The organism is Nocardioides iriomotensis (assembly GCF_004168035.1).
Taxonomy (GTDB): Bacteria; Actinomycetota; Actinomycetes; order Propionibacteriales; family Nocardioidaceae; genus Nocardioides_B; species Nocardioides_B iriomotensis.
The window spans coordinates 86,487-109,498 of the sequence record NZ_SDPU01000010.1; the positions used below are offsets into that span (position 1 = coordinate 86,487).

Annotated in this window: 25 protein-coding genes and 1 riboswitch; of the genes, 10 read left to right on the top strand and 15 right to left on the bottom strand. The window is 72.4% G+C overall.

From position 1 onward, the window contains the following. Nucleotides 1–265: 265 nt before the first annotated feature. The 4 genes from ETU37_RS03165 to ETU37_RS03180 are packed head-to-tail and all read right to left on the bottom strand — an operon-like array spanning nt 266 to nt 5,210. The gene (locus ETU37_RS03165; RefSeq protein WP_240755519.1) at nt 266–1,396 is read right to left on the bottom strand and encodes a phosphatase PAP2 family protein; all 1,131 of its coding nucleotides are present in this window, start codon (nt 1,394–1,396) and stop codon (nt 266–268) included. A 31-nt stretch (nt 1,397–1,427) separates the two neighbouring features. Next, nucleotides 1,428–2,441, bottom strand: a complete 1,014-nt coding sequence (locus tag ETU37_RS03170) for an ABC transporter ATP-binding protein (protein WP_129985417.1) — start codon at nt 2,439–2,441, stop codon at nt 1,428–1,430. After that, nucleotides 2,441–4,075 (bottom strand): ABC transporter permease, encoded by a 1,635-nt coding sequence (locus tag ETU37_RS03175; RefSeq protein WP_240755521.1) that lies wholly within the window; start codon nt 4,073–4,075, stop codon nt 2,441–2,443. Before ETU37_RS03175 ends, ETU37_RS03170 begins: the two co-directional genes overlap by 1 nt. A gap of 46 nt (nt 4,076–4,121) precedes the next feature. Beyond that, nucleotides 4,122–5,210, bottom strand: a complete 1,089-nt coding sequence (locus ETU37_RS03180) for a thiamine ABC transporter substrate-binding protein (protein ID WP_129985418.1) — start codon at nt 5,208–5,210, stop codon at nt 4,122–4,124. A 43-nt stretch (nt 5,211–5,253) separates the two neighbouring features. Next, nucleotides 5,254–5,359, bottom strand: a riboswitch (TPP riboswitch). Nucleotides 5,360–5,379: 20 nt separating this feature from the next. Between ETU37_RS03180 and ETU37_RS03185 the strand changes: the two genes are divergently transcribed. Beyond that, on the top strand, nt 5,380–6,294 hold the full coding sequence (locus ETU37_RS03185; protein ID WP_165372381.1) for an alpha/beta hydrolase fold domain-containing protein: 915 nt from the start codon (nt 5,380–5,382) through the stop codon (nt 6,292–6,294). Here the strand turns inward: ETU37_RS03185 and ETU37_RS03190 are convergent. Then, nucleotides 6,284–7,000 (bottom strand): FadR/GntR family transcriptional regulator, encoded by a 717-nt coding sequence (locus ETU37_RS03190; RefSeq protein WP_129985420.1) that lies wholly within the window; start codon nt 6,998–7,000, stop codon nt 6,284–6,286. The two genes, ETU37_RS03185 and ETU37_RS03190, sit on opposite strands and share 11 nt — an antisense overlap. 109 nt (nt 7,001–7,109) lie before the next feature. Here ETU37_RS03190 and ETU37_RS03195 point away from each other — a divergent pair, with 109 nt between their 5' ends. From ETU37_RS03195 to ETU37_RS03205, 3 genes are all read left to right on the top strand, one after another. Next, the gene (locus tag ETU37_RS03195) at nt 7,110–7,925 is read left to right on the top strand and encodes an ABC transporter ATP-binding protein (RefSeq protein WP_206053677.1); all 816 of its coding nucleotides are present in this window, start codon (nt 7,110–7,112) and stop codon (nt 7,923–7,925) included. Between the two features lie 8 nt (nt 7,926–7,933). After that, nucleotides 7,934–8,800: an ABC transporter permease gene (locus ETU37_RS03200; protein WP_129985421.1), complete on the top strand. Its 867-nt coding sequence runs from the start codon at nt 7,934–7,936 to the stop codon at nt 8,798–8,800. Between the two features lie 66 nt (nt 8,801–8,866). Further along, a complete protein-coding gene (locus tag ETU37_RS03205) occupies nt 8,867–9,871 on the top strand; it encodes an ABC transporter substrate-binding protein (RefSeq protein ID WP_129985422.1) in 1,005 nt (334 codons plus the stop codon). 3 nt (nt 9,872–9,874) lie between these two features. On the opposite strand, the gene ETU37_RS03210 is transcribed toward ETU37_RS03205, so the two are convergent. The 4 genes from ETU37_RS03210 to ETU37_RS03225 form a co-directional block, all read right to left on the bottom strand. Then, on the bottom strand, nt 9,875–10,240 hold the full coding sequence (locus tag ETU37_RS03210; protein ID WP_129985423.1) for an MmcQ/YjbR family DNA-binding protein: 366 nt from the start codon (nt 10,238–10,240) through the stop codon (nt 9,875–9,877). Between the two features lie 95 nt (nt 10,241–10,335). Then, nucleotides 10,336–10,959, bottom strand: a complete 624-nt coding sequence (locus ETU37_RS03215) for a DUF5701 family protein (protein WP_129985424.1) — start codon at nt 10,957–10,959, stop codon at nt 10,336–10,338. A gap of 6 nt (nt 10,960–10,965) precedes the next feature. Next, nucleotides 10,966–11,880 (bottom strand): RNA polymerase sigma-70 factor, encoded by a 915-nt coding sequence (locus ETU37_RS03220; protein ID WP_129985425.1) that lies wholly within the window; start codon nt 11,878–11,880, stop codon nt 10,966–10,968. Further along, nucleotides 11,877–12,425, bottom strand: a complete 549-nt coding sequence (locus ETU37_RS03225) for a carboxymuconolactone decarboxylase family protein (RefSeq protein ID WP_240755522.1) — start codon at nt 12,423–12,425, stop codon at nt 11,877–11,879. The genes ETU37_RS03220 and ETU37_RS03225 overlap by 4 nt, the downstream gene beginning before the upstream one ends. Before the next feature lie 149 nt (nt 12,426–12,574). Between ETU37_RS03225 and ETU37_RS03230 the strand changes: the two genes are divergently transcribed. The 5 genes from ETU37_RS03230 (at nt 12,575) to ETU37_RS03245 (ending at nt 14,981) form a co-directional block, all read left to right on the top strand. Then, nucleotides 12,575–13,036 carry a GNAT family N-acetyltransferase gene (locus ETU37_RS03230; protein ID WP_129985427.1) on the top strand — a complete coding sequence of 154 codons (462 nt, stop codon included), beginning with the start codon at nt 12,575–12,577 and terminating at the stop codon, nt 13,034–13,036. 129 nt (nt 13,037–13,165) lie between these two features. Continuing rightward, nucleotides 13,166–13,360 (top strand): hypothetical protein, encoded by a 195-nt coding sequence (locus ETU37_RS03235; RefSeq protein WP_129985428.1) that lies wholly within the window; start codon nt 13,166–13,168, stop codon nt 13,358–13,360. 145 nt (nt 13,361–13,505) lie between these two features. Then, nucleotides 13,506–14,045: a CAP domain-containing protein gene (locus ETU37_RS03240; protein WP_129985429.1), complete on the top strand. Its 540-nt coding sequence runs from the start codon at nt 13,506–13,508 to the stop codon at nt 14,043–14,045. A gap of 145 nt (nt 14,046–14,190) precedes the next feature. Then, nucleotides 14,191–14,349, top strand: a complete 159-nt coding sequence (locus ETU37_RS23040) for a hypothetical protein (protein WP_165372382.1) — start codon at nt 14,191–14,193, stop codon at nt 14,347–14,349. Between the two features lie 32 nt (nt 14,350–14,381). After that, a complete protein-coding gene (locus tag ETU37_RS03245) occupies nt 14,382–14,981 on the top strand; it encodes a TetR/AcrR family transcriptional regulator (RefSeq protein WP_129985430.1) in 600 nt (199 codons plus the stop codon). A gap of 21 nt (nt 14,982–15,002) precedes the next feature. Here ETU37_RS03245 and paaE read toward each other — a convergent pair whose 3' ends face one another. The 5 genes from paaE to paaA are packed head-to-tail and all read right to left on the bottom strand — an operon-like array spanning nt 15,003 to nt 18,815. Beyond that, complete coding sequence (paaE, locus tag ETU37_RS03250) at nt 15,003–16,112, bottom strand: 1,2-phenylacetyl-CoA epoxidase subunit PaaE (protein WP_129985431.1); 1,110 nt, start codon at nt 16,110–16,112, stop codon at nt 15,003–15,005. After that, complete coding sequence (gene paaD, locus ETU37_RS03255; RefSeq protein ID WP_129985432.1) at nt 16,112–16,603, bottom strand: 1,2-phenylacetyl-CoA epoxidase subunit PaaD; 492 nt, start codon at nt 16,601–16,603, stop codon at nt 16,112–16,114. Before paaD ends, paaE begins: the two co-directional genes overlap by 1 nt. 5 nt (nt 16,604–16,608) lie before the next feature. Further along, nucleotides 16,609–17,550 carry a 1,2-phenylacetyl-CoA epoxidase subunit PaaC gene (gene paaC, locus ETU37_RS03260; protein ID WP_129985433.1) on the bottom strand — a complete coding sequence of 314 codons (942 nt, stop codon included), beginning with the start codon at nt 17,548–17,550 and terminating at the stop codon, nt 16,609–16,611. A gap of 21 nt (nt 17,551–17,571) precedes the next feature. Then, complete coding sequence (gene paaB, locus ETU37_RS03265) at nt 17,572–17,859, bottom strand: 1,2-phenylacetyl-CoA epoxidase subunit PaaB (RefSeq protein ID WP_129985434.1); 288 nt, start codon at nt 17,857–17,859, stop codon at nt 17,572–17,574. Continuing rightward, entirely contained in the window at nt 17,856–18,815 is a 960-nt protein-coding gene (paaA, locus tag ETU37_RS03270; RefSeq protein WP_129985435.1) for a 1,2-phenylacetyl-CoA epoxidase subunit PaaA, read from the bottom strand. Before paaA ends, paaB begins: the two co-directional genes overlap by 4 nt. 93 nt (nt 18,816–18,908) lie before the next feature. Between paaA and paaZ the strand changes: the two genes are divergently transcribed. After that, the gene (paaZ, locus tag ETU37_RS03275) at nt 18,909–20,969 is read left to right on the top strand and encodes a phenylacetic acid degradation bifunctional protein PaaZ (RefSeq protein WP_129985436.1); all 2,061 of its coding nucleotides are present in this window, start codon (nt 18,909–18,911) and stop codon (nt 20,967–20,969) included. Nucleotides 20,970–20,972: 3 nt separating this feature from the next. Here paaZ and ETU37_RS03280 read toward each other — a convergent pair whose 3' ends face one another. Further along, nucleotides 20,973–23,000, bottom strand: coding sequence for an acyltransferase family protein (locus tag ETU37_RS03280; RefSeq protein WP_129985437.1), 2,028 nt, complete (start codon nt 22,998–23,000; stop codon nt 20,973–20,975). Nucleotides 23,001–23,012: the final 12 nt, after the last annotated feature.

Consider the following 23,012-nt stretch of genomic DNA (forward strand, 5'->3'; position numbering starts at 1 on the left):
AGAAGGCGGTCCCGCCCCACTGGGAGGTTGGGGCGGGACCTGATGACCTGTCCCACTGGGAGGTTGGGGCAGCTCACGTTCAGTTTATCCGAGAGACCGGGGCCACACGAGGAACACGACGAATTCGGCGTCCTGCGGCTGATCCCCCGGATCGTGGTGCGAGTCCCACGATAGAGGAGCGGACCGGACCTGCACGTGACGACATCGCGGCACGTCGGGACCAGATTCTCCTGGTCGCGGACCAGCGGCGAGTGGCCCGCCCGGGCTAGGGCGTGAGCGGAACGCTGCCGGCGCGGTCCGGCTGATCGCCGGTGGCGCCCTCGTCGGCGGGGTCGGCCTGGTCGTCCCGGCCGTCCCGGTCCGACACCGGGACGCGGGAGGTCGAGGTCGTCGGGTGGGAGGACCGGCCCCGTCTGTCGAACTTCTGACCGGTGGCCAGGCCGCCGATCCACACCGAGACGATCGCGATGAACGCACCGGCCAGGTCGTCGGCGAGGTAGTGCCAGCCGAAGTAGAGCGTCGACAGCACCGTGAGCGCGAAGAAGCTCCAGACCGTCCACCGGATCCAGGCGTGCCGCACGCAGTACTGCGTGACCAGGGCGAGGGTGAGGATGATCCCCACGTGCAGCGACGCGAAGCCCGCGACGCTCTGGATGGAGTCCGCGAACGGGTTGTAGAGGACGTCCTTGCGCCCGTAGTAGAGCGCGTCCTGGAGCGCCTTGACCGAGGTCTGGTCGAGGTCGACGTACAGCCACGGGTAGGCGAAGTTGGGCCCGAGCGACGGCACGAGGTAGTAGCTCAGCGTGCCGAACGCCCAGGTGAGGCAGTGGGCGGTGGCGTACCAGTAGCCGTAGGAGATGTTCCGCGACCAGACCAGCCAGACGATCAGCGAGGCCGGCGAGATCGGCAGGAACAGCACGTAGACGAACGCCAGCACGTGGGCGGTGACGTTCTCGCCGAGGGCTTGGTGGAGCAGGATCGCGGGCTCGTGCCCGAACGTGAGGAGCTGGTCGATCTGGTGCAGCGCCGCGTCCTGGGGCTCGCCCGCGAGGAAGGGCAGGAAGTTCTTCAGGTTGCGGTAGCTGACGTAGGTGATGAAGAACGACGACAGCCCGATCGAGACCAGCGCGATCCGGTCGCGCGTCCAGTGCTCGCGGATGATCGTGCGGGCGTGGTCCGGGAAGGTCCGCCACGCGCCGCGGGCGCGCCACAGCGAGCGGGGCACGACGTCGACGACAAACGCGCCGAGCACCATCAGCGGCAGCCGCAGCCACGAGGGGCCGAGGAAGCCGTCGGGGTCGCGCAGCGGCTCGCCGAGCCGGATGCTGGCGACGACGGCCAACGTGCCCATGACCAGCGCGACCAAGACGAGGAGTCCGTAGGCGCGCCGTTTCACAAGGCGCAATGGTAGTAGTCGCTCCTGACGGTCAGCTCAGCACGGCGGCCCGCGTGAGGTCCACCATGAGGCGCACGTCGTGACCCACGCTGACGTCGGCGTCCTGCCCGGCGACCGCGTCCACCTCCCCGACGCCGTCGACGTCGACGCGCAGCCGCGTCACCTCGGGCGTCGCCCGGGCCTCGAGCACCCGCCCGCGCAGCGGACCGTCGTCGGCGCAACGGAGCGCGGAGCGGCGCAGCGCCACCTCGGCGTCGCCGTTCCCGTCGCCGTGGGCGCCGCCGGCTGCGAGCACCGTGCGGGCGGGGCCGCCCCGGAGGACGGTGGCGTAGCCCAGGAACGACGCGACCTCGCCGTCCACCGGCGCGCGCCAGACCTCTGAGAGCGAGCCGCTCTGGACCACCCGCCCGGCCCGCATGACGGCCATCCGGTCGGCGACCGCGAACGCCTCCTCCTGGTCGTGGGTGACGAGGATCGCGGTCGTGCCGGCCTCCGCGAGGATGCCGCGCAGGTCGGCGGCGAGACGCTCGCGCAGGCCGCGATCGAGGGCACTGAGCGGCTCGTCGAGCAGCAGCAGGCGCGGTCGTACGGCGAGCGCCCGGGCGAGGGCGACGCGCTGCCGCTCCCCGCCGGAGAGGGTGGCGGGCATGCGCTCGCCATACCCGGGCAGGCCGACGAGGTCGAGCAGCTCGTCGACACGGACCCGCTGCTCGGAGCGCGACCGCCCGCGCACCCGGAGCGCGTAGCCGACGTTGCCCGCGACGCTCTGGTGCGGGAACAGCTGGCCGTCCTGGAACATCAGCGCGAAACCGCGCTTGTGGGTCGGCACGCCGGCGAGGTCGCGGCCGTCGAAGCACACCGTCCCGGCGGTGAGCTCCTCGATGCCGGCGATCGCGCGCAGCAGCGTGGACTTGCCGCAGCCGGACGGGCCGAGCACGGCCAGCACGTGGCCGCTGTCGAGCGACAGGGTGACGTCGTCGACGGCCACCGCGCGGTCGAACCGGACGGTGGCGTCGCGCACCTCGAGGCCTCGCGAGGTCGGCATCAGAACGCTCCCGCCGTGCCGAGCCGGAGCCGTTCGACGAGGCCCATGATCACGACCGTGACCAGGCCGAGCACGACCGAGGCGGCGAGCGCCATGCCGTAGTTGTCGGCGCCGGGCCGGGAGACGAGCTCGTAGATCAGCACCGGCATCGTCGGCGCCTCCGGCCGGGCCAGGAAGCTGGTCGCACCGAACTCCCCCAGCGACACCGCGAACGCGAACCCGGTCGCCGCGAGCAACGGCCGCCACACGACCGGCAGGTCGACCGTCCGCAGCACCCGCCACGGTGAGGCGCCGAGCGACTCGGCGGCCTCCCGCTGGCGCGGGTCGATCGAGCGGAGCACGGGGGTGAGGGTCCGGACCACCAGCGGCAGCGCCACCATCGCCTGCGCGATCGGCACGAGCAGTGGCGAGGTCCGCAGGTCGAGCGGCGGCCGGTCGAGGGTGATCAGGAACCCGAAGCCGAGCGTCACCGCCGAGACACCGAGGGGCAGCATGAACACCCCGTCGAGCACGGCCAGACCGCGCCGCTCGGCCCGGCTGCGACCGCGCCGGCTGACCAGCACCGCGACCAGGCAGCCGAGCACCATCGCCAGGGTGGTGGCGTCGACGGCGACCCGCCAGGAGTTCGAGAGCGCCTCGGTGACCGGCACGAGCAGGGCGGCGGTCGACCCCGCCTCGTGCCCGTCGAGCGCGCGGTAGTGGTCGAGCCCCCAGCCGTCGCCCACGCGCAGCGACCCGACCACCAGGGCCGCGATCGGCGTGGCGACGAAGGCGAGGGCGAGCGCGGCGGTGGACACCGCGGCGAGGTCGGTACGGCGGGCCGGCCGCAGCGTCGAGCGCACGTCCGCCCGCTCGACCGCGTGCTCGCGCCGGGAGCGGGTCACGTGCGCGGCGTACAGCAGGCCCGTCACGACGAGCAGCTGGAGCACGCTCAGCGCCGCGGCCGCGCGCAGGTCGAGGAACTGCGTGGTCAGCAGGTAGATCTCGGTCTCGACGGTGGCGTAGCGCAGCCCGCCGAGTGTCAGCACGAGCCCGAACGCGGTGGCGCAGAACAGGAACACGATGCTCGCCGACGCCACGATCGCCGGGGCGAGCGCCGGCAGCGTGACGGTGCGGAGCACTTGCCACGGCGACGCGCCGAGCGCGGCGGCGGCCTGCTCGCGGCGCGGGTCGAGGTTCTCCCACAGGACGCCGACGGTGCGCACCACGACGGCGAGGTTGAAGAACACCATCGCGGCGATGATCGCGGCGGCGGTGCCGTCGAGGTGGAGGAAGCCGAGCGGCCCGCTCGGGGTGAGCAGGGTGCGGAAGGCGACGCCGACGACCACCGTCGGCAGCACGAACGGCATCAGCACGAACGCCCGCGCCGCGCTCCGGCCAGGCACGCGGAGCCGGTAGAGCACGAAGGTCAGCGGCAGCCCGAGCGCGAGCGTCACCAGGGTCGCGACGGTCGACGACCAGAGCGTGAACCACAGCACCCGGTGGGTGCGGCTGCGGGTCAGCACCTCCAGCGACGCCGACGGGTCGAAGCCGCCGTCGGTCCAGAACCCGCGCCCGACCATGCCGGCCACCGGCAGCACGAAGAAGACGCCGAGCACCGCCAGCGGGACCACCGCGAGGGCGGCGGTCCCCACCCATCCGGCTGGTCGAGCCGGTCGAGACCAGGTCACCGGCACCTCGTCACTGGGCGATGTCCGCCCACTCCTCGAGCCACTGGCTGCGGTGCGCGGCGATCTCCGACTCCGGCAGCGTCGCCGGGTCGTCGGCGGGCACGGCGTACTTCGCCCACAGGTCGGGCAGCGTCGCCTCCGGGTCGACCGGGAAGACGTACATCTCGTCCGGCAGCGCCTCCTGGAGCTCACGGCTGCCCAGGAAGTCGACGAATGCCTGCGCGCCCTCGGGGTTCGCGGCGCCGTCGAGCACGGCGGCGTACTCCACCTGGCGGAAGCAGGTGTCCAGCAGCGCGCTGGTCGTCGGCTTCGTCTCCCCCTCGGGGATCGTGAACGGCGGCGAGCTGGCGTACGACAGCACGATCGGCCGGTCGCCCGACCCGCCGCCGGCGGTGAAGTCGACCTGGTAGGCGTCGGACCAGCCGGCGGTCACCTTCACGTCGTTGTCGACGAGCCGCTGCCAGTAGTCCTGCCAGCCGTCCTCGCCGTACTCCGCGACCGTCGCGGCGAGGAAGGCCAGGCCCGGCGACGACGTGCTCGGCGCGGGCGTGACGAAGAGGCCGTCGTACGCCGGGTCGGCGAGGTCCTCGAAGGACGTCGGCGGCGCCAGGTCGTGCTCCTTGAACCACACGTCGTCGACGTTGACACACACGTCGCTGTAGTCGACCGGCGTCAGCTGGGCGGCCGCCTCGGCGTCCTGGGGCTCGTAGGCCGAGCCGGGGTTCGTCTTCGGCGTGAAGTCGGTGAGCACGCCCTCGTCGACCGCGCGCGAGGCGAACGTGTTGTCGATGCCGTAGACGGCGTCGGCTATCGGGGAGCCCTTGGTGAGGACGAGCTTGTTGGTCAGCGCTCCCGCGTCGCCGGCGGGCTGGATCGTCAGGTCGTAGCCGGTCTGCTGCTCGAAGTCGCGCAGCACCTGCTTCGACATGTTCCAGGAGTCGTGGGTGGCGACCACGACCTCCTTGCTGCTCCCGCCCTCGGCGGAGCCGCCGGCGGCGTCGTCCTGGTCGCCGGTGCCCAGCGAGCACCCGGCGAGCACCAGGCCGGCGGTGGCGGCGACGGCTGTCGCCGGCCACCGGTTCTTCGTGGTCGTACGCATTTCCATGCACTCCCTGATGTCGCACCGGGAGGGGACCGCGTGCGCGGTCGAGAACTCGACTTCCTTCGCCGGTACGAGCCGGAGCAGGTTCGAGGGTCTGCGGCTGTCCGCACTCTCAGCGTCCTCGTGACGCTCCCCTGTCGTTCACCCCCGACCCTACCCTTTGCGGGTGCGCACCGGCCGACCGAGTCTCGTCCACCAGCTGCTGACCCGGGTGATCCCCCGGATCCGCGACAGCAGCGAGGTCGTGGACGCCGAGGAGGTGCGGCGTGAGGTGCTCGCGCGGCAGGCCCGGCGCGGCGTCGTGCGGCCGCCGCGGTCCGGGGGACGGCTGCTCCGCGGCTGCACGGTGGCCGCGCTCGACGGGCACCCGTTCCCGGTGTTCGAGCTCCGGCCGCCGGGACCGGCACCCGTCCGGGCCGTGCTGTACCTCCACGGCGGCGCGCTCGTGGGCGACATCGACCTGTTCCACTGGCGCCTGACGGCCGGGCTCGCCGCCGCATCGGGGGCGCGTGTGGTGCTGCCGGCGTACCCGCTGGCCCCGACGCACACCTGGCGCGACAGCCACCCCGCGCTGCTGCGGCTGTTCGAGCAGGTCGCGATCGAGTCGCCGCAGGGCGTCACGCTCATGGGCGACTCGGCCGGCGGCGGCCTCGCGCTCGCCGTCGCCCAGCAGGCCGCCTCGCTCCCGGGGCCGCAGCCGACCGGGCTCGCGCTGGTGTCGCCGTGGGTCGACCTCGCCGGCGACACGCCCGGCACCGAGGAGCAGCGCGCCCACGACCCGTGGCTGCGGCTGACCAAGATGCGGCTGTACGGCGGCTGGTGGGCCGGCGACGACGACGTGCACCGCCCGGAGGTCAGCCCGCTGCACGGCGCCATGACCGGTCTGCCTGACACGGTCGTCCTCTGCGGCACCCGCGACCTGCTGCTGCCCCAGGTGCGCGCGCTCGTGACCCGGCTGCGCGCGGCCGGCGTGCCGACGACCTACCGCGAGCAGAAGGGGCTGCTGCACAACTACCCGGTGCTGCCCACGCCCGAGGCGCGGCCGGCGCGCCGCGAGCTGGCGGCCTTCGTCAGCCGGTGACCGCCGGGGCGTCGAGCGCGGCAGCGCGGGCGGCCCGCAGGTGGGCGCGCGCGGCCCGCGTGGCCGCCGGCCCGTCGCCGGCGAGCAGGGCGTCGAGGATCCGGCGGTGCTCCTCCTGCGCGCCCTCGCGACGGCCCGGGACCAGCAGCGTGGCGCGGGTGCCGCGCATGACGAGCTCGTGCAGGACGTCGGAGACCTGGGTGAGGAACTGGTTTCCGGCCGCGCGCACGATCGCGAGGTGGAACTCCGCGTCCAGGCGACGGATCCGGTCCACGTCCTCGGGCGCCGCGACCCACGCGGTGTCCAGCGCGGCGAGGGCGGACTCCACCGCCGCCAGGGCGTCCACGTCCCGGTGCTCCGCGGCCCACAGCGCCGCGGGCACCTCCAGCACCTCGCGCATGAGGTAGAGCTCGGCCACGTCGTGCGCGGACCCGAAGGCGCGTTCTTCGAGCATCCGCTGCACGAGCGGCTCGGCGACGTACACCCCGCGCGCCCGCCGTACCTCCAGGCGACCCTCCGCCTCGAGCACCCGCACCGCCTCGCGCAGCGTCGGCCGGCTCACGCCGAGCTGCTCGGCCAGATCGCGCTCTGGCGGCAGCCGGTCGCCGGGCGTCAGGCGGCGCTCGTCGAGCGTCCGCAGGATCTCGGCGCGGATGCGCAGGGCGAGCGGCTCGTTCCCGATCGCCCGGAAGCGCGTCTCGGTCATCGTCGGTCTCCGTCCCGGGTGCCGATGGAGGGTGGGTTCGTCATCCTATGTCTAGTAAGTTACTGTGGTAAGACCGCTGACCGCACACCACCTCATCGACGGAGGTCCGATGACAACCCTCGCCCCGCCCCGGGAGAAGCCCGGGACCGACGTGTCGATGCTGTCGGTCGAGCACGCGCAGATCGGGTACGTCGTGGACGGCGTGCGGCACGTCGCCGTCGGCGACGTCAGCTTCGAGGTCCGGCGCGGCGAGACCACGATGCTGCTCGGCCCATCCGGCTGCGGGAAGTCGACGCTGCTGAAGACCGCGGCCGGCTTCCTGCACCCGTGGCAGGGCACCGTCACCGTGCAGGGCCGCCCCACGAGCAAGCCGGGCCCCGACCGCGCCGTGGTGTTCCAGGAGTTCGACCAGCTCTTCCCGTGGCGCACCGTGCGCGACAACCTCGTCTACCCGCAGCGGGTCAACGGACGCGACAAGGCCGAGGCCCGCCGTCGCGCCGACGAGTACCTCGAGCTGATGCACCTCGTGCCCGCCGCCGACCGCTACCCGCACCAGCTGTCCGGCGGCATGAAGCAGCGCGTCGCGATCGCGCGCGCCCTCGCCCTCGACCCCGACGTGCTGCTGATGGACGAGCCGTTCGGCGCCCTCGACGCGCAGACCCGCAGCCGGCTGCAGCGCGAGCTCAAGGACGTCGCCGCCCGCACCGGGGTGACCGTGCTGTTCGTGACGCACAGCATCCAGGAGGCGGTGTACGTCGGGGACACGGTGGTCGTGCTCTCGACGCCGCCCTCGACCGTGCTGGACAACGTCGACGTGGCGGGGCTCGACGACCCGGCCGACCCCGCCTTCACCGACGCGCTGACGCGCCTGCGCGCACTGCTCGCCCACGACGACCACGAGCCGGCCGCCGGCGCCTTCGAGTAGGAGCCCCGATGACCGTCACCGACACCGTGCGCACCGACCCGGTCGCTCCGCCGGTCGAAGGCACCCGCGTCCGCCGGCCACTGCGCGAGCTCCGGTGGGGCGACCTCCCCACCGGCCCCCGCCGGACCGCCCTCGTCGTCGCGATGCTCGCCGTCTGGCAGGTCGCTGTCGAGGTCAGCGGCGTCAACCCGCTGCTCGTCGTCGGCCCGGTCGACGTCGCGTCGGCCATGGTCGACGGCGTCGCCGACGGCTCGCTCGTCGAGGCCACCCTGACCACGCTGAAGATCCTGCTCACCGCGATGGCCATCGGCATCGCCGTCGCCGCGGTGCTCACGACGCTGGCCACCTGGACCAAGCTCGGCGAGGACCTCCTCGTCCTGCTCACCAGCATGCTGAACCCGCTGCCGGCGATCGCCATCCTGCCGCTGGCCATCCTCTGGTTCGGGCTCAGCTCGACCGCACTGATCGTCGTCATCGCCAACGCCGTGGTGTGGCCGATCTCGATCAACGTCAGCCAGGGCTTCCGCACCGCCAACCCGACCGTCGTCGCGGTCGGCCGCAACATCGGCCTGAAGGGCTGGCGGCTGGTGCGCGACGTGCTGATGCCCTCGGCGCTGCCGCACACGATCAGCGGCCTGAAGACCGGCTGGGCGTTCGGCTGGCGCACGATCATCGCCGCCGAGCTGGTCTTCGGCGTCGCCGGCGAGGGCGGCGGCCTGGGCTTCTACATCAACAACGCCCGTTACTTCCTGCGCACCCCCGAGGTGTTCGCCGGCCTCGTCACCATCGCGCTCATCGGCATCCTGCTCGACCTTGCGTTCACCGCGCTCGAGCGCCGCACCGTCCTGCGCTGGGGCATGAAGGCCGAGAGCTGACCCGACCCCCGACGTACCGCACCACCCGCACCCGCACCGCACCCGCAACCCACGAGGAGATCCCCTGTGTCCGCACCCCTGACCCGCCGGCTGCGCAAGCCGGCCGCCCTCGCCGCCGCCCTGCTGACGGTCGGCGCGCTGACCGCCGCCTGCGGCGGCAGCGATGCCGCCGGCTCCGAGGAGGAGGCCACCGAGGTCACCATCGGCTACCAGCCGGGCCTCGGCTACGCCCCGCTGCTGATCGCCAAGCAGGAGAAGCTGATCGAGAAGGAGCTGCCCGACGTCGACATCACCTGGCAGATGCTCGACTCCGGCTCCGCCCTGCGGGACGGCGTGCTGTCCGGCGACATCCAGGTCGCGTCGATGGGCACCGCGCCGTTCCTCGTCGGCCTCGACGCCGGCGTCGAGTGGAAGACGCTCATGTCGATGAACGACATGAACCTCCAGCTCGTCACCAAGGACAAGGGCGTCGAGTCCCTGGAGGACCTGCCCGACAACGCCAAGATCGCCATGCCGGCGCCCGACTCCATCCAGTCGGTCGTGCTGCGCAAGGGCGCCGAGGAGGAGCTCGGCGACGCCACGGCGCTCGACAAGTCGATCGTCGCGCTCGGCCACCCCGACGGCGTGCAGGCGCTGGTCGCCGGCCAGATCGACGCGCACCTCACCGCTCCGCCGTTCCAGGCCCAGGAGATCGAGGAGGGCGGGCACCCGATCCTGGACAGCTACGACCTGTTCGGCGAGCACTCGTTCAACAGCGTCTACACGACCGAGGGGTTCGCGGACGCCAACCCGGAGTTCGTCGACGCGCTCACCACGGCGTTCTCCGACTCGGTCGACTTGCTCAACGACGACCCGGAGAAGGCCGCCCAGGTCCTCTCCGAGGAGTCCGGCGGCGAGGTCACCGCCGAGGACATGAAGACCCAGATCACGGACGAGGACGTCACGTTCACCACGACGCCGACCGGCTTCGAGACGTTCGCGGAGTTCATGCAGCAGATCGGCATGATCAAGGACGTGCCGGCGAGCGAGGACATGTTCTTCGAGAACGACTTCACCACCGACGCCTCCTGAGCGTCAGGGCGTGGCGGCGCCCGCCGAGGCCTCCTCCCACTCGCGGACGAGTCGCTGAGGAGCGGTCAGCCGCCACGCCTCGACGACGAGCTCACGGGCCTCGTCGGCATCGATCCGGTCGAGGGTCGCGCGCACCCAGCCGAACCGGCCGGAGGTGTACCACTCGGCGAAAACGTCGGGGCGGCTGCGCACCATCGCGTCGCGCTCGGCCAGCGTGGACTTCACGAACAGCTGGCGGCCGTCGGCCGAGACGTAGCCGATCCCCCGGCCGCGGAACGTGAACGCGACCGACTCCTCGACGTACTCCCGCTCCCCGGTCTCGGGGAGGGAGGCGGCGAGGTCGAGGATCCACGCGGCGTCGACGGCCATGCCACGATCGTGCACCCCGGCACCGACACTTTCGAATGACTTTTCTTGCTCCACCGCGCGGTGGTCTCGACAACCTCGACCACCCGGAGCAGGGGTCAGGCCGCCAGCCGGGCGGCCGCCGACGCCGACCCCAGCCAGGAGTGCGGGTTGCCCTCCCAGCACCAGCCGAGCCGGGGCGCGCCCTTGCTCACCCAGAAGCTCGGGACCCGCTTGTTGTCGGTGCGCGAGCCGACCGCCTGGAACGCGTTGAGGTCGGTCAGGCTCGACGGCAGCTGGGTCACCAGAGCGACCCCCTCGTCGACGGTCAGCGGGGTCCGGCCGGCCGCGCGGATCATCGGCAGCGCGTCCCCGGGCGTGACGCCGAGCGTCTCCGGACCGGTGCTGACGTCGGTGAGGAGGTAGACGGGCGCGCCGGGCAGGTCGACGCCCTCGATCGGGAGGTAGCGGTCGATCTCGTCCTGCATGTCGGTCCAGCCGGCCTTGCCCTTCACCTCGAACCGCTCGACGGCGGCCACGGTCGGCACGAGCTCGTGCCGGACGACGAGCAGGACGGGCAGGGCCGCGTCGGCGGCGGCGCGGACGTCGTCGAGAAGGGGACGGAGCTTGTCGACGTGGGCGGTGAAGGCGGCCTCGTCGAGGCCGGCGAGAGCCGGGTAGCCCTTGGTGATCAGCGTGTCGAGCTGGCGGTCCAGCAGTGCGGCGAGGTCAGGACTGGTCACGGCGCCTCAACGCACGGGCGGGGCGGGTAGTTCCCGGGTGAGGCGGGTGCTGGTGCGGATGCGGGCCAGCTTCTCCGGGTTGCGTACGACGTACAGCTCGGTGATGCGACCGCCCTCGGTGCGCAGCGACAGGGCGACGTCGAGCTCCCCGGCCACCAGCCCGAGGGCCCCGGTGGCGCCGTTGACGTCGAGGATCTCGGCCTCCAGCGCGAGGTCGGGGTCGCCCAGCAGCGCGGTGAGGAAGCGGAACACCTTGTCGGCGCCGTGGATCGGGCGCAGCGCGGCCTTCTTGAACCCGCCGCCGTCGGTGATCAGCACGACGTCCGGGGCGAGCACGTCCATCAGGCCCTGCACGTCCCCGGTCGTGACCGCGGTGAAGAACCGCTCCGACACGGCGTCGTGGTCCCCGGCCGTCACGTCGGCGGTCCGCGGGCGGCGCTCCTCCACGTGCCTGCGCGCCCGGCTGGCGAGCTGCCGCACGGCGTCGGGGGTGCGCTCGGTGGCCGCGGCGATCTCGGCGTACTCGAAGCCGAACACCTCCCGCAGCACGAACACCGCCCGCTCCAGCGGCGAGAGCGTCTCGAGCACGACGAGCATCGCGAACGACACCGAGTCGGCGAGCTCGACGTCCTCGGCGACGTCGGGCGTCGTCGCGACCGGCTCGGGCAGCCAGGGGCCGACGTACTCCTCGCGCCGCCGGCGCAGCGTCCGCAGCCGGTTGAGCGCCTGGCGGGTGACGACCCGGACGAGGTAGGCGCGGGGGTCGTGCACCTCGTCCCGGTCGACCTGCGACCAGCGCAGCCAGCTGTCCTGCACGACGTCCTCGGCGTCGGCCGCGCTGCCGAGCATCTCGTAGGCGACCGTGAACAGCAGTGCGCGGTGCTCGGTGAAGACGTCGTCGTGCGACGCGGTGGTGCTCATCGCGCCGGCAGCTCGCAGCGATCGGAGAACCCCTGGCTGGTGAGGCCCAGGGCGCTGTTGAACCGCGAGCGCTCGTTCTCCACGGCCACCATCATCGTCAGCTCGACGAACGCCGCGTCGCCGAGGTCCGCCCGCAGCGCCTCGGCCATCTCGTCGGTGACCGCGGGCGGGGTCGCGCTCATCGCCTCCGAGTACTCCAGGACGCGGCGCTCCCGCGCGTCGAACACGTCGGAGTCCCGCCAGCGCGGCACCTCGTGGAGCTTGCTGACGTCGAGCCCCTCGGAGTGCGCGGCGAAGTAGCCGAAGTCCATGCACCAGCTGCAGCCGATCACCTCGGCGCTGCCGGCCTGGGCCAGCACCTTGAGGTCGGGGTCCAGCCGGTCCCACGTGGCGACCCTGCGCTCGAAGGCGAGCACCGCCCACAGCACGGGGCGGTTGTGGAGCAGGGCGAGGCCGTTGTCGGGCACGTCGCCGTAGGTGCGCACCGAATACCAGGTCAGCAGCCGGCCGAGCAGCCCGCGCGGGGTCCGAAGCGGGACGCGCACCGGGCACGCCTCTCGTCGGGGGTCAGGTTGCTGCCGAACGTCGTCGTCATGCCGTCGTCTCCTCGGTACGGCGGGCCGGGTGCCCGCGTCGACATCCAGACACCGGCCGCGCCGGATCTGTGACATGGCGCTGTGACATGCTCCGGCGCATGCCAGGTCCGTCCGCCTCCGCGGTGCACGTCGCGTCCTTCGACGACCTGGACGCGGGAACGTCGTACGACCTGTGGCGGCTGCGGCAGGTCGTCTTCGTCGTCGAGCAGGAGTGCGCCTACCTCGACCTCGACGGCCGCGACCGCGAGCCGGGCACCCGCCACGTATGGGTCGAGGACGACGGTGTGCCGGTCGGCTACCTGCGGGTGCTCGACGACCCGGGCCACGCGCGCATCGGCCGCGTGGTGGTCGCCCACAGCCACAGGGGCCGCGGGCTCGCGGACGTGCTCGTGCGGGCGGCACTCGACCTGGTCGGCGACAACCCCTCGGTGCTGGACGCCCAGTCCTACCTGGCGGGCTGGTACGGCCGGTTCGGGTACGTCGCGACGGGGCCGGAGTTCCTCGACGACGGCATCCCGCACGTCCCGATGCGCCGCGAGGGTGGGCCGCTACCCGCTTGACCCTGCGGCGAGGCGCCGCGCGACCGTCGCCGGCGTGCCGCAAGATTCCACCCGGGTGGCATGAAACCGACCCGAACCGGGCAAGAGGCACCGACGGGGGTCACCGCCGTTCATCCCAAGGGAGTCCGCATGACCGTGCTCGCTGCCGCAGACCTCGACGCGGCCACCGCGCCGATCGAGGTCCGGGCTCCTCGGCAACCCTCCCGCCCGGCTCTCGAGGTCGTCCACGACCACGACTGGCGGCTGGTGCAGGTCGACTGGAGCGACGGCGCGGTGGTCAAGGAGTTCGCCTGCGGCGACTGCCCGGCCGTCTGGTTCGCCTGACCCGTCCAGACCGGCCGGTTTCGGCGGTTTCATCCGAAGCCGTCCCGTCAACAACCCTTCCGTTCTCGCCACCGCACACGGCGGCGCGGTGCTCTGGGAGGGGGCCGTGACGCCGTAGCCCGAGGCCTTGGGAGGGGTCTTGGCCATGACCGCTGTCACGCGCGCAGTCGGGGCGCTCACCCGGACCCTGATGACGTCCACGGCGCTCGTCGTCGCGGCGGCCGGTCTCGTGGTGCTGGGGGCAGGCAGCGCGTCGTCGGCCGGGCTCGGTGCCGAGGGAACCGACGCCGCCGGCGCGGCCGGTGCCCGGCTCGCGATGAGCAGCGACTCCTACGAGTCGCGGGTGCAGTACTACGTCAACCGCAAGCGCGCCGCCCACGGCCTGCGCGCCCTGCGCTTCGAGCGCTGCACCGACGGTGTCGCCGAGGCCTGGTCCTCCAACCTCGCGGTCACGGGATCGTTCGTCCACCAGGACACCGGCAACATCCTCGGCACCTGCCACGCCCGCTACGCCGCCGAGACACTCGGCCGTGGCGGCTACTCGCCCAAGGCACTCGTGCGCGCGTGGATGCGCTCGCCGTACCACCGACCGATCCTGCTCAGCCGCAAGGCGACCCGGATCGGCATCGGCGCCAACCTGGTCGGCGGCACCTGGGTCACGGCCGCCAACTTCACCCGCTTCTGAGCTCGCGCCCACGCGTCGCACCGCTGCCCCGGCCGGACCTGCCCCCGGCCGGGGCAGGTTTATCCCTTTCCCTGTTGGGCAAACTCCTCAGCAACACACGCTGCCGCGCGGGCCTCCGGATGCGCGGGTGGGGAGAGTTCAGATCATGTTCGCCGTGTTCATCGTCTTCGCGTTCCTGAGCGGTCTGACCGGGCTGCTGGCCCTGATGGCCCGGCTCGAACCCGTCGAAGCACCCGTCGTCGCCACCAGTGGCGGGGCAGCACCGCAGGCCGCGGACCTGGCCGACCGGCCGCGCGCTGCCTGACCCTTCCGCCGGGGCCGTGAGACGCTGACCCGGTGGAGGAGACCGTCCCGCGGCGCGGCCGTCCGGGCTACGACCAGGAGACGGTGCTGCGGCGGGCCATCGAGCTGTTCAACCGGCAGGGGTACGACGGCACGTCGGTCGGCGACATCGCCCGCGAGCTCGGGCTCAGCAAGTCCGCGATCTACCACCACGTGCCCAGCAAGGAGCACTTGCTCAGCCAGGCGCTCGACGAGGCGCTCGACGGCCTGGCCGCCGCCGTCGACCGCGCCACCACGGCCGGCTCGGACGGGTCCGCCTACGAGCGGCTCCGGCACGTGGTCGAGGAGAGCGTCGGCGTCCTCGTCGCCCATCAGCCCGCCGTCACGCTGCTGCTGCGCGTGCGCGGCAACAGCGACGTGGAGCTCGACGCGCTGCGCCGGCGCCGCGAGCTCGACACCCGGCTCGCCGGGCTCGTGCGCGAGGCCGTGGACGAGGGCTCGCTGCGCGACGACGTCGCTCCCGACCTGGTCAGCCGCCTGCTGTTCGGCATGGTCAACTCCCTGGTCGAGTGGCACCGGCCCGGCGGCCTCGTCGACCCGCAGCAGCTCGCGCGATCGGTGTCGGCGGTCGCGTTCGAGGGCCTGGCGCGCTAGTCGCGCCCCGCTCCGCCCGGCTCAGGCGTCGAAGTCGACGGTGACGCGCTCGCTGACCGGATGGGACTGGCAGGTGAGCACGAAGCCGGCCTCGACCTCGGCCTCCTCGAGCGCGTAGTTGCGCCGCATGTCGACCTCCCCGTCACGCACCAGCGCGCGGCAGGTGCCGCACACGCCGCCCTTGCAGGCGAACGGCACGTCGGACCGCGTGGCCTGCGCGGAGTCGAGGATGGTCCGGCCGCGCGGCATCGGTGCGGTCGACGAGAGACCGTCGAGCACCACGGTGACGTCGGAGGTCTCGCCCGCGACGACGGGGTCGGCCCGGTGCAGCTCCGGCGGCGGCTCGTCGACGTAGAACAGCTCGAAGTGCACGCGCTCGGCCGGGAAGCCGAGGTCGGTCAGCACGGCGCGGGCGTCGTTGATCATCGCGAACGGGCCGCACAGCCAGACGTGGTCGATCGTCGACAGCGGCACGAGCACCTGCAGCAGCCGGCGGATCCGGTCGGCGTCGAGCCGACCGGAGAACAGGTCGACGTCGCGCGGCTCTCGGCTGAGCACGTGGACGGCCTGGAAGCGCGGGCCGAAACGGTTCTTCAGGTCACCGATCTCCTCGGCGAACATCACCGAGCCGCTGGTCCTGTTGCCGTAGAGCAGCGTCACCTCGGCGGCCGACCCGGCGAGCGCCGTGCCGGCGACGGACAGCATGGGCGTGATGCCGGAGCCGGCCGCGATGCACAGGTGCCGGCCGCCCTCGAGCAGCGCGGGGTCCTTGCAGAACGTGCCGCTCGGCGTCTGCACCTCCACCTCGGCACCGGGTCGGACCTCCTCGACCAGCCAGCGCGAGAACATCCCCTCCGGGATCGCGCGCACGCCGATGCGGGGGCGGCCCCCGACGGGCGAGCAGATGGAGTACTGGCGGCGGTGCTCCTGCCCGTCGACGTAGCGGCGGAGCGCGAGGGACTGGCCCGCGGCGAACGCGTAGTCGGCGGCCAGGTCGTCCGGCACGTCGAACGTGACCGCGACCGAGTCGTCGGTGAGCCGCTCGACGTCGGCGACCGTGAGGGTGTGGAACGCCATCCCCCGGGTGGTCGAGCCTGCGCCGTCCTGAGCCTGTCGAAGGGTCGGGGCCATCAGATCTCCTTCACGTGCTCGAAGGGCTCGAGACAGGCGGTGCAGCGGTACAGCGCCTTGCAGGCGGTCGCGCCGAACTCCGAGGTGAGCTCGACGTCGGCCGAGCCGCAGCGCGGGCAGGCGATCGCGCGGCGCGTCGGGAGGAGGTTCAGCACCACGGGCCCGGACCGGTGCGGGGCCGAGCCGGGCGGCGAGATGCCGTGGTCGGCGAGGGCCTGCCGGCCGCGCTCGGTGATCCAGTCGCTCGACCAGGCCGGGGTGAGCTCGACCTTCACCCGGACGTCGGCGTAGCCCGCGTCCCGGAGCCGGTGGACCAGGTCGTCGCGCATGGTGGCCATGGCGGGGCAGCCGGAGTACGTCGGCGTGATCGCGACGACGACGGCGTCGTCGTGCTCCTCGACGCCCCGCAGCACGCCGAGGTCCTCGAGGGTCAGCATCGGCATCTCGGGGTCGGTGACCGTCGCCGCGACGGCGTAAGCGGGGCTGCTCATGACCGTCACCACTGCCCCATCGGGTGCGCCCGCGCGACCACCTGCATCTCGGCGAGCAGCCGGCTGAGCGCCTCGGTGTGCAGGCCGTCACGTCCGTAGCGGCCGGTGACGCCGGCCAGGGGCGGCACCCCGGGCCGCTGGACGCCGCTGACCGAGAACACCTGCTCCAGGACCACGTCGACCTCGTCGGCGACCGTGGCGGGGTCGACCCCGACGCCCGCCGCGGCGACCTCGGCCTCGACCGGGTGGGTCCGGAGGAGCTCGCCGTACAGCGGCCAGACCTCGGCCAGCCCGGCCTCGACGCGGCGGCGCGACTCGTCGGTGCCCTGCGCGAGGGTGAGGAACCAGCGGCCGGCGTAGTCGCGGTGGTACGTCGTCTCCTTGACGCCCTTGGCCGCGACTGCGGCGAGCACGTGGTCGCGGCTCGCGGTGAGCCGCTCGAGGAGCGCGAGCCGCGCGGTCGAGAACAGCAGCAGCCGCGCGATCGTGTGCCCGAAGTCGCCGTTGGGCACCTCGCCCAGGCGCACGTTGCGGAAGTCGTGGGCCTCGCGGAAGAACGCCAGCGCGTCCTCCGGCGGCACCGGCGAGCCGTCGGGCAGCGCCGGCACGACGGAGGCGTCCGCCGCGGCGGCACGGGCGAGCAGGAGGCGGGCCTGGCCGAGGAGGTCGAGAGCGACGTTGGCCAGCGCGATGTCCTCCTCGAGGTCGGGCGCGCGGCTGCACCACTCCGACAGGCGGTGGCTGGCGACGAGGGCGTCGTCGGCGAGCATCAGGCAATAGGTCGCCAGCGTGCGCGCGTCGACGCCGTCGGGCAGCGTCGTGTCGACGCCGGCGAGCGGGTCCTCGAAGTCGGTGCCGAAGGCCCAGTGCGACGCGTCGCTGCCGAGCAGGGCGTCGTCGTAGGGACTGCCGTCCTCGTGGCTGGGATCAGGTGCGGAGTGGCTCATGCCTCGCCTGTCGGGGTGATTTCACATGTGGGGGACGTCGTCGGGGATGGTGTAGAAGGTCGGGTGCCGGTAGACCTTGTCGCCGCTGGGCGCGAAGAGCGGGTCCTTCTCGTCGGGGCTCGACGCGGTGATCGCGTCGGAGCGCACCACCCAGATGCTCACGCCCTCGTTGCGCCGGGTGTAGACGTCGCGCGCGTGCCGCACCGCCATGTCGTCGTCGGCGGCGTGCAACGACCCGACGTGCACGTGGTTGAGGCCGCGCTTGCCGCGCACGAACACCTCGTAGAGAGGCCACTCACGCTCGCTCATCCCGCCACCTCCGACGTGCGCGCCGCGAACGCGGTCGCCGCCTCGCGCACCCAGGCGCCGTCGTCGTGCGCCTTCCGGCGGTGCGCGATGCGCTGGGCGTTGCACGGGCCGTTGCCCTTGACCACCTGCATGAAGTCGTCCCAGTCGGGCTGGCCGAAGTCGTGCGCGCCGCGCTCGTCGTTCCAGCGCAGGTCGGGGTCGGGCAGCGTCACGCCGAGCGCCTCGGCCTGCGGCACGGTCATGTCGACGAACCGCTGGCGCAGGTCGTCGTTGGTGTTGCGCTTGATCCCCCAGGCCATGGACTGCGCGGTGTTGGGCGACTCGGCGTCGGGCGGACCGAACATCATCAGCGCCGGCCACCAGAACCGGTCGACGGACTCCTGCACCATCGCGCGCTGCTCGTCGGTGCCGCGCATCATCGTCATCAGCAGCTCGTAGCCCTGCCGCTGGTGGAACGACTCCTCCTTGCAGATCCGGATCATCGCGCGGCCGTAGGGACCGAACGACGTGCGGCACAGCGGCACCTGGTTGCAGATCGCGGCACCGTCGACCAGCCAGCCGATCGTGCCGACGTCGGCGTACGACAAGGTCGGGTAGTTGAAGATCGAGGAGTACTTCTGGGTGCCGTCGAGCAGCTTCTGGGTGAGCTCGCCACGGGAGGCGCCGAGCGTCTCGCAGGCGGAGTAGAGGTAGAGCCCGTGCCCGGCCTCGTCCTGCACCTTGGCCAGCAGGATCGCCTTGCGGCGCAGCGACGGCGCCCGGGTGATCCAGTTGCCCTCGGGCTGCATGCCGATGATCTCCGAGTGGGCGTGCTGCGCGACCTGCCGGACCAGCGTCTTGCGGTAGCCCTCCGGCATCCAGTCGCGCGGCTCGATCCGGTCGTTGCGCGCGATGATCGCGTCGAACTGCTCCTGCAGCTCGCGGCTCTCCATGCCTGTTGCGTCCGAGGTCGTCATGGTCCTCCGCTCCGACACCATTTACTGACCGATCGGTCTGTATTACTGTGGCACAGGATCGTCCCATCGACAACCCGCCCGAGGAGTGCGCCCGTGCCTGGAACCCCGTTGCTCGAGAGCTACGCCGCCGGACGCTGGTACGCCGCGCGTGACGAGGGCAGGCCGCTCCTCGACGCCGGCACCGGCGAGGAGGTCGCCCGCATCTCGTCGAGCGGTCTGGACCTCGGTGCGATGACGACGTACGCCCGCACCGTCGGCGGACCCGCGCTGCGCGCGCTGACGTTCCACGAGCGCGCCGGCCTGATCAAGGCGGTGGCCAAGCACCTGTCCGACCCGGCGACGGGGATCAAGGACGAGCTCTACGACCTGTCGTTCCGCACCGGCGCCACCAAGCGCGACTCGATGGTCGACATCGACGGCGGCTTCGGCACGCTGTTCTCGATCGCGAGCAAGGGCGTGCGCGAGATGCCCAACGACACGGTGTACGTCGACGGCGGCCTCGAGCAGCTCGGCCGCCAGGGCACCTTCGTCGGCCAGCACGTCTACACCTCGCGGCCGGGCGTCGCGGTGCAGATCAACGCCTTCAACTTCCCGGTCTGGGGCATGCTCGAGAAGCTCGCGCCCGCCTTCATCGCCGGGATGCCCACGATCGTGAAGCCGGCCGCGCAGACGGCCTTCCTCACCGAGCTGTGCGTGCGCAGGATCATCGAGTCCGGGATCCTGCCCGAGGGCTCGCTGCAGCTCCTCGCCGGCAGCCCGTCCGGCCTGCTGGACGAGCTCACCGTGCAGGACATGGTGGCGTTCACCGGCTCCGCGCACACCGCGGGCCTGCTCCGCACCCACACCAACGTGATGCACGGCGGCGTCCAGCTCGGGGTCGAGGCCGACTCACTCAACTGCTCCGTGCTCGGGCCCGACGTCACCGTCGACGACCCGGAGTTCGACCTGTTCGTCAAGGGCGTCGTCGCCGAGATGACCGTCAAGGCGGGCCAGAAGTGCACCGCGATCCGTCGCGCGATCGTGCCCACCGCCCTCGCCGACCAGGTCGTCGACGCGGTCAGCGCGCGCCTGGCGAAGATCGCCGTCGGCGACCCGCGCCACGACGACGTCCGGATGGGTGCCCTGGTCTCGCTCGACCAGCGCGAGGAGGTCCGCAAGGCCGTCCAGCAGCTGCGCTCCTCCGCCGAGGTCGCGTACGGCGACCCGGACCGCGTCGACCTCGTCGCCGGTGACGCCGACCGCGGGGCGTTCCTGTCGCCGGTGCTGCTGCGCGCCCAGCGCGGTGCGGTCGAGCCGCACGACGTCGAGCCGTTCGGCCCGGTCAGCACCGTGCTCACCTACGACTCCCTCGACGAGGCCGTCGAGCTGGCCGCCCGGGGCAAGGGCAGCCTCGTCGGGTCGCTGGTGACCCACGACCCCGAGGTCGCCCGCACCGTCGTGCTCGGCCTCGCGCCCTGGCACGGCCGCATCCTCGTGCTCGACCGCGACGATGCCGGCGAGTCCACCGGCCACGGCTCGCCGCTGCCGATGCTCGTCCACGGCGGTCCCGGCCGCGCGGGTGGCGGCGAGGAGCTCGGCGGCGTCCGCGGCGTGCTGCACCACATGCAGCGCACCGCGATCCAGGCCTCGCCCGCGATGATGACCGCGGTCACCGGCCGCTGGACGAAGGGGTCGCCGCGCCACGACGACGGCGTGCACCCGTTCCGCAAGAGCCTCGCCGAGCTGCGGGTCGGCGACACCATCGCGTCCGAGCCGCGCACGGTGACGCTCGCCGACATCGACCACTTCGCGGAGTTCACCGGCGACACGTTCTACGCCCACACCGACCCGGAGGCGGCGGCGAGGAACCCGCTGTTCGGCGGCATCGTGGCGCACGGCTACCTCGTGGTGTCGCTCGCCGCCGGCCTCTTCGTGGACCCGGACCCGGGTCCGGTGCTCGCGAACTTCGGCGTCGACAACCTCCGCTTCCTGACGCCGGTCAAGGCCGACGACTCGATCGCGGTGACGCTGACGGTCAAGCAGATCACCCCGCGCAGCAGCGCCGACTACGGCGAGGTGCGCTGGGACGCCGTGGTGGTCAACGCCGACGGCGACCCGGTCGCGACGTACGACGTGCTCACCCTGGTCGCGAAGACCTGGCCCCAGGACGCCTGAGCCTCACAAGCCGTCGAGCGCGTCCAGCACGCCCGTCTGCTGGATCAGCCGCCAGACCTTGGCGCGCTGGTGCGCGACGAAGCTCGCGGTGAGGTGCTGGTTGTCGCGCCACACCACCATGCCGTCGACGACCGGTGAGCAGAGCGGCCCTGCCGGGCAAAACGCCGGGTTGAGGTCGACGGTGTACGCCGCGTCGACGTCGGCGGCGACCGCGAGGTAGTAGGCGTCGCTCGGCCGGTTCGTCGTCGTCAGCGGCACCACGCAGTCGTCGGGGTCCTTCGCCGACGTGAGGCAGTCGTTGGGCACGAACGACCGCGGCGTCGCCACCGACTGCACCATCAGGGTCCGGTCGGCGACCTTCTCGATCTTGTCGAGGGTGTCGCGAGTGGCGCGGAGCAACGACCGCTCCAGGCCCAGGTCGCTGCCGTCGCGGTTCTCCAGCCGCTGGTGCCACTTACCGTGGTCACGCGGCAGCGTCGCGACGACGACGAGGTCCGGGTCGAGCCTCGGCAGCACCGTGTCGTACCAGCCGGTGCGTGCCTCGTCGCACCGCTCCTGGCGCTTCGGGGAGGACTGGGTGTTGCGGAGGTTCTCCTGCCAGGGGCAGCCGGACACGATGTTGGTCGAGAGCGTGAAGTCGTGCTTCTTCGCCAGCTGCTCGAACATCGCGGTCATCATCCGCGCGTGGCTGTCGCCGACAAGGAGCACGTGCGCGCCGCTGCCCTCATGCAGCACGCAGCGGTCGAGGTCGTCGACCTGGCAGGTCTGCTCGGTGCCCCGGTCGCGGTCGACCCGGTCCCAGTCGACGTCCTTCGGCAGCGGGTCGGAGTGCGCCGCCGCAAGCTTCCCGACCGCGGCGCCACCCGTCCCGGACGCGACCGCCGGTGGCTGCTCGCGCTCCAGCACGGTCGGCACGACGAGGACCGCGGCGAGCACGCTGCACGCGACCCCGACCGCCGAGACCCGCCAGCGGAACCGGTTCAGCCGCTTCGCGGACCGGACCGGCTGCTCGAGCAGCTCGGCCGACGCTGCGGCGAGGCCCGTCGCGATGACCGCGGCCAGCGCCGCCATCGTCACCGGGCCGACGTCGAGGAACATGCCCATGACGAGGATGGCCGGCCAGTGCCAGAGGTACGTCGAGTAGGAGATCTGGCCGAGGTACACGACCGGTCGCAGCGAGAGCGCCTTCGCGAGCGGCTGGTCCTCGTCGAGCATGAGCCCGGCGACGATCATCAGGCACGCCGCCGTACCGAGGAAGCCGCGGTTCGACTGGGACATCGCCACCGCGCTGAAGCAGAGCACGGCGAAGAGCGCCATGCCGCCGACGGCCACGGCACGCGCTCCCACCCGCGGCAGCCGGACCGGCCAGGTGCGCAGCGCGACGGCCATGAGGGCACCGGCCGACAGCTGGTAGAGCCGCGCGTCGGTGCCGTAGTAGGCGTGGATCGGGTCGGCCGTCGCCCAGTAGACCTGCGCACCGATCGACGCGACGGTGACGACGGCGAGGCCGGCGACCATGACCCCGCGGCGCGACGACCGTGCGAGCAGCAGGATGAGCAGCGGGAAGACGACGTAGAACTGCTCCTCGATGCTCAGCGTCCAGAAGTGCAGGAACGGGCTCTTGTCGACGTTGGGCGCGAAGTAGTCGTTGGCCTGCGCGATGAACCGCCAGTTGGCGACGTACAGCAGCGAGCCCTGCGCGTCGCCGACCAGACCGAGCCGCCGGACCACCGGCGCGACGAGCAGGAAGACCAGGCTGATGCCGACGATCGCGACCAGCGCGGCGGGCAGCAGGCGCCGCACCCTCCGGGCGTAGAACCGGCCGAGGTCGAGCCGGCCGGTGCGCTCCATCTCGGTGAGCACCACGTTGGTGACGAGGTAGCCGGACAGGACGAAGAACAGGTTGACGGCGATGAAGCTGCCCTGGATCCAGGGCACCTGGGTGTGGAACAGGATGATCAGGTACATCGCGAGCATGCGCAGCCCGTCGAGCGACGGGCGGTAGGCCCAGGACGTCGTGCGTGAAGCCATGTCGAGGCTCCT